12 protein-coding genes are annotated in these 15,022 nt (G+C 62.2%); 4 read left to right on the forward strand and 8 right to left on the reverse strand.

The window, feature by feature from the left end:
- Positions 1-3 precede the first annotated feature (3 nt).
- From AWB72_RS11530 to AWB72_RS11560, 7 genes are all read right to left on the reverse strand, one after another.
- Entirely contained in the window at positions 4-1,377 is a 1,374-nt protein-coding gene (locus AWB72_RS11530; RefSeq protein WP_040052300.1) for a beta-barrel domain-containing protein, read from the reverse strand.
- Entirely contained in the window at positions 1,355-3,853 is a 2,499-nt protein-coding gene (locus AWB72_RS11535; protein ID WP_040052301.1) for an FHA domain-containing protein, read from the reverse strand. Before AWB72_RS11535 ends, AWB72_RS11530 begins: the two co-directional genes overlap by 23 nt.
- Before the next feature lie 85 nt (positions 3,854-3,938).
- Positions 3,939-5,360: an efflux transporter outer membrane subunit gene (locus AWB72_RS11540; protein WP_244285591.1), complete on the reverse strand. Its 1,422-nt coding sequence runs from the start codon at positions 5,358-5,360 to the stop codon at positions 3,939-3,941.
- Positions 5,361-5,509: 149 nt separating this feature from the next.
- Positions 5,510-5,788: a hypothetical protein gene (locus AWB72_RS11545; RefSeq protein WP_052450051.1), complete on the reverse strand. Its 279-nt coding sequence runs from the start codon at positions 5,786-5,788 to the stop codon at positions 5,510-5,512.
- Positions 5,789-5,836: 48 nt separating this feature from the next.
- Positions 5,837-6,121, reverse strand: a complete 285-nt coding sequence (locus AWB72_RS11550; RefSeq protein ID WP_040052303.1) for a hypothetical protein — start codon at positions 6,119-6,121, stop codon at positions 5,837-5,839.
- Between the two features lie 229 nt (positions 6,122-6,350).
- On the reverse strand, positions 6,351-6,752 hold the full coding sequence (locus tag AWB72_RS11555; RefSeq protein ID WP_052450057.1) for a DUF4399 domain-containing protein: 402 nt from the start codon (positions 6,750-6,752) through the stop codon (positions 6,351-6,353).
- Between the two features lie 109 nt (positions 6,753-6,861).
- Positions 6,862-7,299, reverse strand: coding sequence for a DUF4399 domain-containing protein (locus AWB72_RS11560; RefSeq protein WP_040052305.1), 438 nt, complete (start codon positions 7,297-7,299; stop codon positions 6,862-6,864).
- 290 nt (positions 7,300-7,589) lie between these two features.
- On the opposite strand from AWB72_RS11560, the gene AWB72_RS11565 reads away from it, so the two are divergent.
- A complete protein-coding gene (locus AWB72_RS11565; RefSeq protein WP_040052380.1) occupies positions 7,590-9,452 on the forward strand; it encodes an SUMF1/EgtB/PvdO family nonheme iron enzyme in 1,863 nt (620 codons plus the stop codon).
- A gap of 6 nt (positions 9,453-9,458) precedes the next feature.
- Here the strand turns inward: AWB72_RS11565 and AWB72_RS11570 are convergent, their stop codons facing one another.
- A complete protein-coding gene (locus AWB72_RS11570; protein ID WP_040052306.1) occupies positions 9,459-11,330 on the reverse strand; it encodes a DUF3857 domain-containing transglutaminase family protein in 1,872 nt (623 codons plus the stop codon).
- Between the two features lie 168 nt (positions 11,331-11,498).
- Here AWB72_RS11570 and AWB72_RS11575 point away from each other — a divergent pair, with 168 nt between their 5' ends.
- The 3 genes from AWB72_RS11575 to AWB72_RS11585 are packed head-to-tail and all read left to right on the forward strand — an operon-like array spanning position 11,499 to position 14,870.
- Positions 11,499-12,656 carry an HPP family protein gene (locus AWB72_RS11575; RefSeq protein WP_040052307.1) on the forward strand — a complete coding sequence of 386 codons (1,158 nt, stop codon included), beginning with the start codon at positions 11,499-11,501 and terminating at the stop codon, positions 12,654-12,656.
- 23 nt (positions 12,657-12,679) lie between these two features.
- On the forward strand, positions 12,680-13,090 hold the full coding sequence (locus tag AWB72_RS11580; protein ID WP_040052308.1) for a MarR family winged helix-turn-helix transcriptional regulator: 411 nt from the start codon (positions 12,680-12,682) through the stop codon (positions 13,088-13,090).
- Between the two features lie 19 nt (positions 13,091-13,109).
- Entirely contained in the window at positions 13,110-14,870 is a 1,761-nt protein-coding gene (locus tag AWB72_RS11585; RefSeq protein ID WP_244285592.1) for a chloride channel protein, read from the forward strand.
- Positions 14,871-15,022 lie beyond the last annotated feature (152 nt).

Genomic DNA, 15,022 nt, shown 5'->3' on the forward strand with positions numbered 1-15,022 from the left:
GGTTTATCCGGCCACGTTGCGGAATGGATCAAGGCCCAGATCGATCAGCCGCCGCTCGCGCACGACGACTTCCGCAGCCGCGGTCATGCCGTAGCGCAGCGGATAGCGCGTGCCGCCGATCTGGTAATAGTCGCGATCGAGCGTGACGCGTCCTTCGTACACCGGCTGCTTCGTTGCTGCACTCGGCTTGGTTGCGGGCGAAATGAAAGCGAGCGTGCCGTCGATCACGCCATAGCGTTGATAAGGGAATGCGTTGAACTTGAGCTTCACGCGTTGGCCCTCGCGCAAGAAAGCACGATCGTGCTCGGCAATCTCTATCTTCAGCACGGGACGTGCATTCGTGGGAGCGATACCGCCAAGCGGCGTATTCGCCTGAATCTTGTCGCCGGGCTGCGTCGAAGTCACATCCGTGACCACGCCCGAGACCGGCGCAAGAATCAGCAGAAAGTTATCCTTGTCGATATTCTCGAAGCGAATGCGCGCGGCCGCGTCCGCAACGAGGCGCGCAGTCTGCAATTGCAGGCGGAGCTTGTCTTCCGTGCTCGCCACTTCGCGCATGGCGGCTTCGTATTGCAGCCTGAGATTCGTGGATTCCTGACCGCTTGTTTCGAGTTGCGCTTTAGCCTGAGTGAATTCGTGGCTCAGACGAAAATCCAGTTCGGAGAGTTTCGCCTGCTCCACGCGATAGGCACCATCCGCTTCGAGATAAACATTGCGCTTGGCATCCACCTGCGATTCCGACACGCCACCGCCGCCGGGCAACGCGAACAATCGCGTGAATCGATCCAGTTCATTCTTGGCGGCATCACGCGCGCGGCGGGCGTTTTCGAGCGTGCTGCGTTGTTCCTGCAATTGCGCCTTCTGGCCTTCTGCGAGCTTGCTGGTGCCTTCGGTCACGCGTTGCTGATGCTGATGCTCTTCCACTTCCATTTGATTCTTGAGCGCCACGATTCTGCGCTCCATGAGCAACTTCTTCTCTGGAAACTGCTTCCATTCGCGCTCCGCGTCATCGAGTTTGAGTTGGGCTTCGAGCGCATTCGTCGCAGCTTCTATTGCGCCGCGGGCATTGAGTCGTGCCACGACATCGTCCTTGCGTACCGGCTGCCCTTCCGCGATATAAAGATCCGCAAGTTCGCCATCGATCGGCGTATAGAAACGCCTCACTTCCGATTCCGGCGCGAGCGTGCCTTGCGCCGTCACCATGACATCCGCATGACCGACGAACGACCACACGAGTGCAGCCACCACGAGCGACACCATCACGTACACGAGCGCGCGCGTCAGTTTGAGCGGCTCGGCCGTGAGAATGGCGATGCCTTCCGCACCGTGGTCGCCCAGCGCTTCGGCGAAAGATTTAAGGGGCGCGTCGCGCTTCACCGCCTGCTCCTTTGATTAACGCCAGCTTGCTTTGAAGCAACGCCGGTTCGAGCACCATGCGAAGGTCTTGCAACGAACGTCTTTGCAGGTCCACTTCGTTATCGATCTCGCTTACCAACGCGGTCCATTTGCCTGCGTCAGCGTTCACTTGCCTTGAGATACGCATGCCGCGCGCGGCCGCTTCCTGCGCATCCGACAACAGCCGCGCCTGCGTGCGGAACGTATCGGATATGCCGGATTCGAGGCGCTGCGATCCGCCAATTCCGCCGTTGGTCCGATACTGCGTCCAAAGCGCCTGGGCCTGATTCATCAATGCCTGGACGCGCGCTGCCGCTTTAGTCTTTAACGCAGACATTTCAGGCGCAACGGCTTTAGCGAAATACCCATCGGCTTGAAGATCGAGCGTTTCGTAAAAGGAGAGAAGCGCATCCTCATACTGCTTCGACCCGCGCGCCCTTTGAAGGTCCGCGAACTGGGCGGCAACAGACTGCTTGTGCGCGATCTCCTTTTGTACGGTCGGTGACCACGTTCCTTGCGGAAACTTATGCAACCCATCGATGGCGCGCGCGCTATCCCCATTGCCCCATGCATTGGACACTGCGGCGTATTGCGCGAGCACGTCCGGTGGCGGCAACTGACTCGCGCTCATCTGCGTAAATCGTTGTTGAAATGGCGGCGTCGAGAAACTGGTTTTCTTCAACGCTAAAGCCAGCGGCGCAAGGCTCGGTTCGTTCATCGCATGCTTGACGTTCGCATAAGCGTCCGCATCCGCGCGAATGCGATCGAGTCCTCCCAGCCGCGGATATTTCTCGGCGTACTCCTTGAGCGTCGAATCGACGCTATCGAGGTCATCCGAGGCAAGGCTGTTGACGATGCTCGCATTCAGCCGGTCGATAGCCGCGAGATAAACGGAGTCGTCGCTTTGCAGCTTGCGCAGATGGCTTAGCGCGAGCGCGTAAGGTTCGCGGAATTCAGGCACATAACCCGCGATACGGTCGAGATCGCGTTGATGACCCGATGCATCCGCATCCCAATGCTTCAGGATTTCGTCGATGCGTGCTTCGTCCGCATACATGCGAATGGGCGCATCGGGACCGCCGCGTCCCATCACGAAGCGCTCGAGCTTGCCGATCCAGCGCAGTTCATCGAGCAACGAACGCACGTCCGTGTTGTGTTCGCTCAATGAATCCATTTGTGCGAGGATGGTCTCCGCGTTTCTATAGTCGCCATTGCGCAAGGCGCCTAACCAGCGCGGCACATTCGACTTGAGTACCGCTTCGGTGTTCATCGAGACGAAGCGCGCGTCGTCCGGGTGCGTCTTCAAATAGCCGTCCGTGAATGTCGCGGCGCGCGTGTAATCGCCGCTTGCCATGAGCGACTTTGCATGACGTTCGGGCGCACCGCCATAGAAGAGCGCAACGCCAACTGCGACCAACGCAGCAAGCACGCAAGCGGCAATGACGCGCGTTCGCCGTGCGCCACGCCGGTCATCGGCCGCGAATGCCTTGCCTAACTCAGCGATGAAAAGCGTCAGCTTGCCGCGCTTTTTGCCATCGCCCGCATGAGGCGCATGTTCGGCCGCGTGGGCGTCCTCGTTGACTTCATCGGCCGGCGCGGTTTGATCGATGCAAAAGATATCGAGGAACGAATGCGCGGAGCCGACGAACGTCGTCTTGTCGCTGTCGTGCTCGTCGTGAATCTGATCTTTGGCGCTCGATGCAGCGGCCATTTGGGTGAGCGTGGATTCGCTCTCGTCGCCATGCACTTGAACGCGATAGGCAAAGTGCGTGCCGCCGAACGCAAGCGTGTCGCCATTCTTTAACTCGACAGCATGCTCCGTGATTCGATGCCCGTTCACGAACGTGCCATTCGTGCTGCCGAGATCTTCGACGAATGGCGCACCGCCCTTGACGAACACATGCGCGTGACGTCGCGATACGTAATTCACCTGATGCGGATATTCGGCGCGATAACGCGCGAATGTCTCGTCGGTCTTGCTGACGAGAAATGGAAATTGCACGACGTCGATGGGCAACAGCCCACGATCCTCGTGTTGCGGCACGAGCGTCACCGTAACCGGCTTTGGCGGAATCGTACGGCGCTTGCGCGGCGCGAACTGCACGCGATACGCGAGCCGGTTGCCGAACGAGATTTCGTCGCCGTCGCGCACGCGTGCGGGAACATCGCGCACGGGCGTGCCATTTACCGCAGTGCCGTTCTTGCTGCCGAGATCCGCGATATAAACGTGGCCGTGTTCAATGAAAATTCGCGCGTGCCGCCGCGAAAGCTGCGCGACCGCGTCGGGCGGGCTTTCGTCGAACGGGGGTTCGGCCCGGCCTATCGCAAAGAGGTTTTCGTCGATGCGGATATCGCTGAGCGGATCATCCAGATCGCCGCGCGATACGGGCTTGAGGACGACGTCGAACGCTTCGCCCACGCTCGGCTGCTGTTCCGCTATCGGATCGCCTGGGGCCATGTCCACGTCACTGGGTTGGTCGAGCCGCCATTGAAATGAAACGCATGCAGCGGCTGTTCTGAGTTTAAGTCACGCATCGTCGTAGTCAATTAGCGGCGCTTCGCACGTCGATTGCCGGCCATCCGCCGCCGAGCGCTTTATATAGGGTTACCGTATCGGAAAGCATTTGCTGATGGTTCGCGAGCAATGCAAGTTGCGCCGCCAGAAGCGTACGTTCGGTCTCAAATACTTCCAGTTGAGAAATCACGCCTTCCTTGAGTTGCGCGTCGATTTGCGCCGCCACGATAGTCAGGTGCGCCACTTCCTGCTGCAGCTCGTCGCGCTGCTTAGTGTGCGAATCCAGATTGACGAGTGCGTTTTCCACTTCTTCGAACGCGCCCATCACCGTGCTGCGGTATTGCTGTTCGGCCACGGTGCTTTGCGCTTGCGTCGTCTTCACGTGAGCGCGCACGCCCGGATCGAGAATCGGGATATTGATGCTCGGCATGAAGCTGAACGTGAAGGACTTCAATAAATCCGTCAGCGCGAAGCTCGCTGTGCCACCGCGTCCGGTCAGACTGATCGTGGGCAATTGCGCGAGCTTCGCCTGGCCGACAAGGTCGTAGGATTCGAGCACACGATATTCGGCGGCGATGAGATCCGGCCGACGTGAAAGCAATTGCGAGGGCAAGCCTGATGGTACGGGCGGAATGTGCACGCGCTTTTCCAGTTGACCATCCGGCACCTCGAATTCGCCTGCGGGCACGCCGATGAGCGTGGCAAGCGCATTGTCCGCAAGATCGCGCGAGCGACGCAATTCGAGTAAGTCACGCGTCAGACGATTCAATTCCGCACGCTGCGTGAGCACTTGCGTGTGCGGCACGAGTCCGTTTTTCTCCATGCCCTGGAAGATGGTCAGGATCTGTTGATTCGTCTTGATGGTCTGCTGTTGCTGCCCGATCTGGTCATCGAACTGAAGAATCTGAAAATACGTCGTGGACACGCTCGCCACGAGTTGAAGATAACCCGCGCGCCAATCGGCTTCGGTCGCGCGATATTCGGCCTTCTGCGCCTGCACGCCCTTTTCCACCGCGCCCCATATGTCGATATCCCAATTGACCTGAGTAGCAAGGTTGTATTGTTTGGAGAACGGCTGTCCTGTCGTCTTTTCAAAGCTCGCGCCCGCACCGAGATCCATCGACGGCAACGCGCCCGCGCGTGCTTCGCCAATTTGCGCGCCTGCCACTTGAATGCGCGCGGCCAGCACCTTGATATCGAAGTTGCCTTGAATTGCCGTGTCCACCAGTGCGTCGAGATGGGGATCGCGGAATTGCTTCCACCAGTCGGGCTGAATGGTGTCGGCGGCGGCGACTCTGGATGCGTCGAACGTGGTGAAGGCCGTTTTCTCAGGCGTATCGGGACGCTTATAGACGGGCACCTTCACGTCGATACATCCCGCGAGCAGCACAGCGGTGCATGCACTCGCGCATACGACTGTCCGGCGCAACGATGACAACAGGGCTCGCACGATTCACTCCAGCGCTCACTGATGCGGGGAAACGCGCCGCCTGTCACGCAGCGCGCTGCTCGAAAAAGCGGAGCTCCCCGTGCTCCGCCTGTACCGCTTAACTACCTGAATGCCTTACCGCGTCGCCGCGCGGCTTGTATCGGGCATCGTTACAACGCATACGGCCCGTACACGTTAATGCTGCTGTCGTTATTCGCCTTCTGTTTCGGGCCGACCTTCGACGTGATGTCCTGCGCGAACGCGTCGTTCACGCCATTGGCGTTGAACGTCTTCTGCGCCTGATTGGCGAGTTGTTGCGTCGTGGCGTCGAGGCTGTACGAAGCGTTGTAGCTCGGGAAATACAGGCCCATGCCGCCGCGCACGGCGGACATTTCGTTGCGGCCCATTTCGGCGTGGTGGACGAGATCGCGGATGACGAGTGTGGACATGATTCAGGCTCCTGGCGAGGCGTAGGCTGGTTTGAGAACGTCTGTCGATCAGCGGACCATGAAGCCCGAGCCGATGTTGATGGTGCTGGTGTTGTGCGCTTCCTGTTTCGGCTTCACGTTCGACGTAATGTCGTTGGCGAACGCCACGTTCACGCCGTTATGGTTTTCCGTGCTTTGCGACTGATCGATGAGTTGCTGCGTGTTGAACGTCAGGTCGTACTTCGAGACGTCGTAGCCGGGGAAATAGAACGAACTGCCGCCGCGCACGGCCGACATCGCACGGCGATCGAGTTCTTCGGTAACGGGAAGGTCCTGGATGGTCAGCGTCTTCATGGTGGTTCTCCTTGGGTGCGCATCGCGCGTTTGGTGAGTTCGAGCAATCTGTTTGCTCGGGCCAGTTAAACGCATGAGGTGTGCCACTTTGAGCGCATTTCGCCGACATCCTTGCTGCACATGCCCTGTAGCCAATTTTTAAACGCACTGCATCGACTGACTCCGCAACTCACTGACGTTCCATCACCGACACTTCGCAATCCAACCGTTTGATTCAAACAGACACCGCTCATTTCACGTAAATGGTGATGACCTTCGAATAGACCGGCGGGTTATGCGGGATATGCCGGTCATCGCCCATCAGAAGTTGAAGCGTGTGCTTACCCGGTGCCAGTTCGAGCATTGCTTCGGTTTCGCCCGCACCGAAATGCAGGTGATTGCGGTCCGAAGGAATTTCCTGATCGAGCGGCGGCAGAGGCGTATCGATCAGCAAATGATGATGACCCGTGTTAGGGAATTTCACCCCGCGCGGCGCAACGCCCATGAAGCGCAGGCCGAACCACACGCGAAACGGCTTTCCTGCGGGCAACGTCTGCCCGTTGTTCGGATAGCCGATATACGCATACGCGTTCGCAGGCGCGGGCGTTGGTCCGCCTTCCGCGAAACCCGCATGAAACGGGAGCGCCAGCATGGCGGCGAGCAGGATCGATCGTGAGCGCGAGAACGCGCCAGCGAGTTGTGGATTCATGTCGTTTGCCCTCGGCGAGTGCGCGCGTGATGAGACCCGATCGAGACGCGGATCAGGTCACCGTGATCGTGATCTTCTTCGAATAGACGGGCGGGTCGTGCGGTACGTGGTTGTAATCGCCCATCAGCAATTGCAGCGTATGTTTTCCGGGCGGCAATTCGAGGCGCGCATCGGTTTCGCCCGCGCCGTAATGCAGATGATTTCGATCCGATGGAATCTCCTGATCGAGCGGCGGCAAGTCCGTATCGACCAGCAAATGGTGATGACCGACATTCGGCATGTCGATTCCCTTCGGACATACGCCCATGTTGCGCAAGCCCATGCGCACCCATAGCTTGCCGCCGCTGATCACCGCGCCGTCGGACGGCCAGATGATGTACGCCTCTGCATTCGCCGGCGCAGGCGTGCGGGTACGCCCGGCAGAGAACGACGAATCGGCGGCCAGTGCAGCGAGGGAAGCCAATGCGCCCAGCACGGTTCTTCTCAGCATTTTATGGATGCCTCTTCAAGGAGCTCGGAGGAAGAGTCCGGCATTCGATCGCGTCGGTATGACGACGCGCACGTCCGTGCTCGATATGCCGCCTGTCGTTCGCTTTTAGATTAGGACGTAACGTTTTGAAAAGATACGCGCGTCGAGAGAGATGCGCATTGCCTCGTTCGCATACCTTCTTTTTAGGGGATTAATCGGCAATGACAGCGTGCTATCGTTGTGAGGTGTTATCGAAAGCCGCGCAAGCAGCGCTTGCCGCTTAATCGAAGCCGAACGGACAGGATATGAATATGTGGCGAATTCTCTTGATCGCGGGCATGTTCGTTACGATCGGCGCGACGCTCGCGCAGTCTGCGCGCCCTCCTTCACCGCCCGCCGTGGTCGCGGCTAAAGAGGCGGATCATCGCGTGGCGCTGGTCATCGGCAATGCGGAATATGAGGAGCGTCCTTTAGCAAGCGCGCAACGCGATGCGAACGACATCGGCGACACGCTTGCATCGCTCGGCTTTACCGTCACGCGGCAAACCGACCTGAACGCCGACGCAATGCAGCATGCGCTCGATGCGTTCATCGATCGTCTCGGCGCACGCGATACCGCGCTCATCTATTTCGCGGGCCACGGCATTCAGGCCGGAGGCGACGCGCTGCTCCTTCCGCTCGACGCTCACGAGAATGCACCGCTCGGCTTGCTGAAGAAAGGCGTCGCGGTGAAGGATATCGTCACTCGATTGGCGCATCACAGACCGCGTGCAACGAACATCGTCGTGCTCGATATGTGTCTGAACGATCCCTTCGGCCACACGCCTGCACGCGCGTTGAATTTGCCGCCGCGCACGTTGGTGGCGTATGCAGCGTCGCCGGATTCACTCGCAATCGAAAGCACACGCAATGGGTTCTTTACCGCAGCGATCTTGCGGGCGTTGAACGCGCATTCGAACGTAACGGCCGCTTCATTCGATATCGCTGCGTCCGATGTGCAACGAAGAACGCATGGCGCACAACGACCGTGGATCGCATCGACGCTCGCAGGAGACTTCGCGCTTGGACGTCATGCAGTGAATCTTCAAACGACCGATCGATTGGCGAGCATCGCGGAAACGCCACTCAGCACACGCGGCATTCTCCCTAAAGATAGCAATGAGCAATATGAGTTGACCTTCTGGGATTCGATCAAGGACAGTACCTTTCCGAGCGATTACGAAGCGTATTTGAAGGCTTATCCCAACGGACGCTTTGCGGCGCTTGCCAAGGCGCGCATCGAGCGATTGCGTGCATCGGCAAACGCGAAGCCCGCCGCTTCCGCGCCTGCGCCTGTCAAGCCTGCATCGCCCGTAAATACGACGGAAAAGCCACGGCAGGAGACCGCCGCGCCCGCAGCCGTTGCAACCAAACCCGCCACCAACGCGAACACCACGACCAAAGCCACGGCGAGTGAGATCAAGGATTGCCCGGCGTGTCCGCTGCTGATACCGATCTCGCCCGGCAGCTTCACGATGGGCAGCAACAACGACGATCCCGCCGAAAAGCCGCCGCATCGCGTGAACATTGCACGGCCATTCGCCATCGGCAAATACGAAGTGACCGTCGAGCAATGGAACGCATGCGCGGATGCAGGCGCGTGCACGCGCATCGCGCCGGACAGCAGCGCCGCCGCTCCGGTCGCCAACTCACCGATGCGCAATGTGAGCTGGGACGACGCGCAAGTCTATGTGAAATGGCTAAGCAAAGTAGGCGGCAAGCCTTATCGTCTGCCGACAGAAGCCGAGTGGGAATATGCAGCGCGCGGCGGGACGCAAAGCACTTACTGGTGGGGCGAGCAAATGAAGAAAGGCACGGCCGATTGCAAGGACTGCGGCGAGCCGTATCGTGCGGATAGTCCCACGCCCGCAGGCTCGTTCGCAGCGAATCCTTTCGGCCTCTACGACGTCAACGGCAGCGTATGGGAATGGGTCGCCGATTGCTGGCATAGCTCATACAAGAACGCCCCCGCCGATGGCCGCGCGTGGGACGATCCAAGTTGCTCCGTGCGCGTGATTCGCGGCGGATCGTGGCGCGAAGGCGCGACGTACATGCAATCGGCGACGCGCTTCAAATACAGCGCGAGCGTGCGTCAATCGCAAAACGGCTTTCGCGTGGCGCGCGATGTCCAATGAATCCACTCAGTGCCCGGACGCCTTGACGATGATCTGCGCTTGCGTATCGCGCTCGATTTTCTTGAGCGACGGAAGCGCCATTTTGAAATCATCGGGTGAACACATCTGCTTGCCGAAGCGCGCATTCAGCGTGCGCGATACCTGAATCACGTTGCTCGACGGATCGAACACATAGCGCGCGCGATAGCTGAAAAACTCACTCGTCACAGTGAGATCGTCGGGGACTTCGACCACTTGCATCGCTTTGGGAAGCGCAATCTGCGAGACCTCGTCGTAAGCGCCGCCGACGCACAAGTAAGGCTGCGTGCGCGTGCGTTCGGCAAGCCAGTTGCGCGTCTGCGTCGCGATGCCGCCCGAAAGACTCGTCAACGCGGGCAACGCGGTCGTGCCGGTCGGCCACACGATTTCATCGAGCGTGCCGCGCAAGGTGGTTTCGAACGGGCCGCTGGTGGCGTCGATATCGCTCGTGGTCAACGCGGCCGCGCCGCGCAGATTCGTATAACGCAAGCGATCCGCCGCGATCTGATCCCGCCTTTGCGCACTCGCGAGCCGAAGATTCATCCGCTCGATTTCGGCGCTCCATCCCGCGTCCTCGACCCAGTACGCGAAGCGCGCGACGCCCTCCGGCGCGACGTCGATCTGCAAGCGCGCCGTGCGCGACAAGGCCTGCGTCGGAGGCGTGCGCGCCAGCACGGCGGATTCCACGAGCACCGTCGGCCGGTCCATGTCGGCGAGCGGCAAGAAGCCGAATTCGACGCTCGACGCCGTGCTGTCCGCGTACATCTCCAGTTCCGGCAGATACGTGATGACGTGATTGATCGCGCCCGATCCATAGCCCGGCACCGAGGGCAGCGCGTACACCGAGCCGAGCCCGATCAGCGCAGGCTCGTTGCGCACACCGACGGCATCGAGCAATGCGCCGTACAGCGCCACGTGGTCCTTGCAATCGCCGTAACGGTTCGCGAGCACGTCCGTCACGCGATGCGGCGTCGCCGGGCTTTGTCCAATGAACATCGCGACGTAGCGGATATTGCGGCGCACCCAGTCGTAGAGCGTTTTCGCCTTCGCGCGGGTATCGGCGTCATTGCGCGTGAGCGATTGCGCGAGCGCGCGTATCGCTGGATCGTTCGCGGTGGGGTCGACGGCGGGCGCGCGATAGCTCGCCGCGAAACTCGCGTAATCGGGAAACGTGGAGACCATCAGCCGATCGCCGTACTGCGCATAGCCGACCGACCCGCTTTCGATGCGCGCGATCTTCTCGCGGCGATAGTCGAACGCATAACGCGTGCGTCCGTCCGCGGTGACGGGCGGTTCGGCGACGAAGCCGCGCGCATCGGCGTAAAGCGGCTTGGCGGCGGGGAGATCGAACACGAGGCGCTGTTCCAGCACCGGCCGCTGCCCCGGCTCGACGTAGTAATCGAACTGCCCCGGGATGATCGGGCTCGCCTGGCTCTTCCTGAAATGCAGATGCACCGTCGAGCCGACGCCCACCGCCGGAAAGATCACCGCACGCAGTTTCGCGTCCTGAAACGTCGGCGCGCCGGCTGAACGCGGCTCCTGAATGTCGCGGATCTGATCGGGCGAAACATCGTGACGCGCGCCGCTCGCATCGACCGAATAAGCCTCGACGATCTCCACCTTCGACACGCTGCGGTCGTACCACACGTAACGCTGCGCGATCTCGTCGATGCCCGCCGCCGTGTTCGCGCGCAGCACGGTCGCGTCGTCCTCGGTCACGGAGCCGTCGTCCGATACGACGAACTCGTGCACGTCGCTCACGATGCTCGAAGGATCGTCGCCCTCCTGCGAGGCCGCCCGCGCGCCGAGCGCCGGAAGCGCGATCAGCAGCAACGCCAGGGCATGCGGGAATCGCTTCATGGTCGGCGGACGATGGAAACGGAGCGAACGTCCATCGTACAGGAGCCGACGGCCCCGCGACAATTTGTATCACGTTGCGATATAATTTAACGCTTTCGGCGCGCGCCCACCGGTCGGCCGTCTCCCTTTCCACTCATCGGCTTCATCGACCTCACGGCTTAAAGAAACGTGTCGCGCTCCGTCCTGCTTCGCTGGTTACATGGCTTTCTTCCCGCTCCGGTCACGCTCAAGTGGACCGAACGCCTGCGCGCGGGCGTGGGCGCGCTCATCGGCATTGCGCTGACGGGCGGCATTGCGCATCTGGTCGTCGGCGACGCTTCGGCCATTCCGTTCCTGATCGCGCCGATGGGCGCCTCCGCCGTGCTGCTGTTCGCCGTGCCCGCGAGCCCGCTCGCGCAGCCGTGGTCGATCATCGGCGGCAATCTCGTGTCCGCGATCGTCGGCGTGACGTGCGCCGCGCTGATCCACGATCCCGTCGATGCGGCCGCACTCGCCGTCGCGCTCGCCATCTGCGCGATGTTCGCGCTGCGCTGCGTGCACCCGCCGTCGGGCGCGGTCGCGCTGACGGCGGTGCTCGGCGGCCCGTCGATCCACGCGCTCGGCTACGGCTTCGTGCTCGCGCCAGTCGCAATCCAGTCGTTCGCGCTTCTGTGCTCGGCCATCGTGTTCCACGCGCTGACGGGGCACCGGTATCCGCACGTCGCGCAGGCCGCGCCGAAAGTGCCGAATGCCGCGCCCGACGCCGCGTCGTTCCTGCGCGCCGATCTCGAAGCCGTGCTCGCGCATCGCAGCGAAATGCTCGACATCGACCCGGACGATCTCGAAGCGCTGCTGCGCGAAACGCAATTGCGGGCTTACGCGCGCCGTTTCACCGAGTTCACGTGCGCGGACATCATGTCGCGCACGGTCGTCGCGGTATCGGCGGAAACGAGCGCGGAAGAGGCGCTCGCGCTGCTGGAGAAGCATCGCGTGAAGGCGCTGCCCGTGACCGATGCCGCGCGGCGCGTGACCGGCATCGTCACGCGCGCGGACATTGCGCCGGCGCATGTCGCCGGTCCGCGCGATGCATTCGCGCGCGCGGTCGAACGGATCATGCGCGGGCCGCTCGCCACGCCGCCGCGCGTCGCCTCGCTGATGACGACGGACGTGTGCACGATCGACGCCCGCACCGCCATCGCCGATCTCGTGCCGATGTTCGCCGACTTCGGCCACCATCACATTCCGGTCGTCGATTCGGAAAAGCGGCTGGTCGGCATGATCACGGAAACCGACCTCATTTCGGGACTGTATCGCCAGAGCTTTGCCGGCGAACGCCAGACTGCCTGATCGCCTGATCGCCTGACCATCCGATGAAAACCTCGCGCACCTTAGCCAAACCCGACTTCGAGCAGCTTTCCGAATTCCGCTATCAAATGCGGCGCTTCGAGCGATTCTCCGAGCGCGCCGCGCAGGAAGAAGGCATCACGCCGTTGCAATATCTGCTGCTGCTTCATATCAAGGGCTATCCCGGCCGCGCATGGGCGACGGTCGGCGAGCTGGCCGAACGGCTGCAGTCGCAGCATCACGGCGTCGTGGCGCTCGTCACGCGCTGCGAAGCGCTCGGGCTGGTGCGGCGCGAACCGAGCGCGGAGGACCGGCGGCAGGTGCAGGTGCATCTCGAACCGCGCGGCGAGCAAGTGCTGGCGCGGCTCGCGGCGCTGCATCGCGCGGAACTGAAATCGCTGGAAGGCGCGTTCCGCGTGCCGCAGATCGACCTCTGAGCATTCCTGGAGCATTCGCATGAACCATCACAAACGCGACTTCGCCGTCAACGACCGGCTTCTGCGCATCTGCGGACTGGCGGCGGTCATCGGCGGCATCAGCACGCTTGCGGCGGTCGTGCTGCTCGCGCTCATTCACCTCTTCACGAACCTGTTTTTCTTCCGAACGTTTTCGATCGAGGACCGCTCGCCCGCGCTGAACACGCTCGGCGCGTGGGTCATCGTCATTCCGGTGATCGGCGGGCTGATCGTCGGGTTGATGGCACGCTTCGGCTCCGAGAAAATCCGCGGCCACGGCATTCCCGAAGCGATCGAAGCGATTCTCTTCGGCAAGAGCCGCATGTCGCCGAAAGTGGCGGTGTTGAAGCCGCTGTCGTCGGGCATCGTGATCGGCAGCGGCGGGCCGTTCGGCGCGGAAGGCCCGATCATCATGACGGGCGGCGCGCTCGGCTCGCTGATCGCGCAGTGCATCGACGTAACCGCCGCCGAGCGCAAGACGCTGCTCGTCGCGGGCGCGGCGGCCGGCATGACGGCGGTGTTCGGCACGCCGGTCGCGGCGGTGCTGCTCGCGGTCGAACTGCTGCTCTTCGAATGGCGTCCGCGCAGCTTCCTGCCGGTCGCGCTGGCGTGCGCGGTGGCGGGCTTCGCGCGGGCGCTGGTGTTCGGCACCGGCGCGCTTTTTCCGATGCAGACCCAGCCGCCCGAGATGATCTCGCTGCTGTCTTGCCTCGTCGCGGGACTGCTGTCGGGCGCGCTCGCGTCGGGGCTGTCGGCGGCGCTCTACAAGCTCGAGGATGCCTTCGGCAAGCTGCCGCTGCACTGGATGTGGTGGCCGGCCATCGGCGGTTTGGTTGTCGGCATCGGCGGATTCATCGAGCCGCGCGCGCTCGGCGTCGGTTACGACGTGATCGGCGACCTGCTGCATCAGCACATCGCCATTAAGATCGCGCTCGCGATACTCGCGGTGAAGGCGGTGATCTGGGTCGTCGCGCTCGCGTCGGGCACGTCGGGCGGCGTGCTCGCGCCGCTGCTCATGCTCGGCGCGGGACTCGGCACGGCGCTCGGCGCGGTGCTGCCCGGCCACGACGCCGCGCTGTGGCCGCTCGTCTGCATGGCCGCGACGCTCGGCGCCACGCTGGGCGCGCCGCTGACGGCCATCGTGTTCGCGTTCGGCCTCACGCACGACAGCAACGCGCTCCTGCCGCTGCTCGCGGCGACGCTCGTCGCGCACGGCTTTTCGGCGGTCGTGATGCGGCGCTCGATCATGACGGAGAAGATCGCGCGGCGCGGGTATCACATTTATCGGGAATATGGCGTCGATCCGCTCGAACGTCATCATGTCGATGAAGTGATGACGCGCGATGTCCGCACCATCGACGCCGCCACGCCGCTCTCCGACGTGCTCGCGCAGCATTTCGGGCCGCAGCAGGCGCATCGGGCGTATCCGGTCGTGCGCGATGGCGCGCTCGTCGGCATGCTGGATCGCGCGGCGCTGGTCGCCGCATCGGGTGCCGCGACCGCCGGCGACGCGTTCGCGCGCCAGACGGATGCGCCGCCCGTCGTCGCGCTGCCGGGCGAACCGTGCCGCCTCGCCGCGACGCGCCTCGCCGTGCACGAACTGGAGCGCTTGCCGGTGGTGTCGGACATGGCGTCGATGAAGCTCGTGGGCATCGTGTCGCGCAGCGATCTGGTGAAGCCGGCGCGCGCGCACTTCGACGACGAGCATCAGCGCGAGCGGTTCAGGACGTTTCGGCGCGCGCAAGTGCTGAAAAAGCCTTGAGCGCGCGTCAAGCCGGGCGACGGATGCCGCGCCGCGCAAAAAACTAAAAGCGCCGCCTCGCATGATGCGAGCGGCGCCGGTCCCACCCTTCCTATCTTCTCTCAGGTCCTCGCGTAGTCGATGATGGTCATCATCGCCAACCCGATTGCTGC

It is taken from the genome of Caballeronia concitans, assembly GCF_001544615.1.
GTDB classification, from domain to species: Bacteria; Pseudomonadota; Gammaproteobacteria; order Burkholderiales; family Burkholderiaceae; genus Caballeronia; species Caballeronia concitans.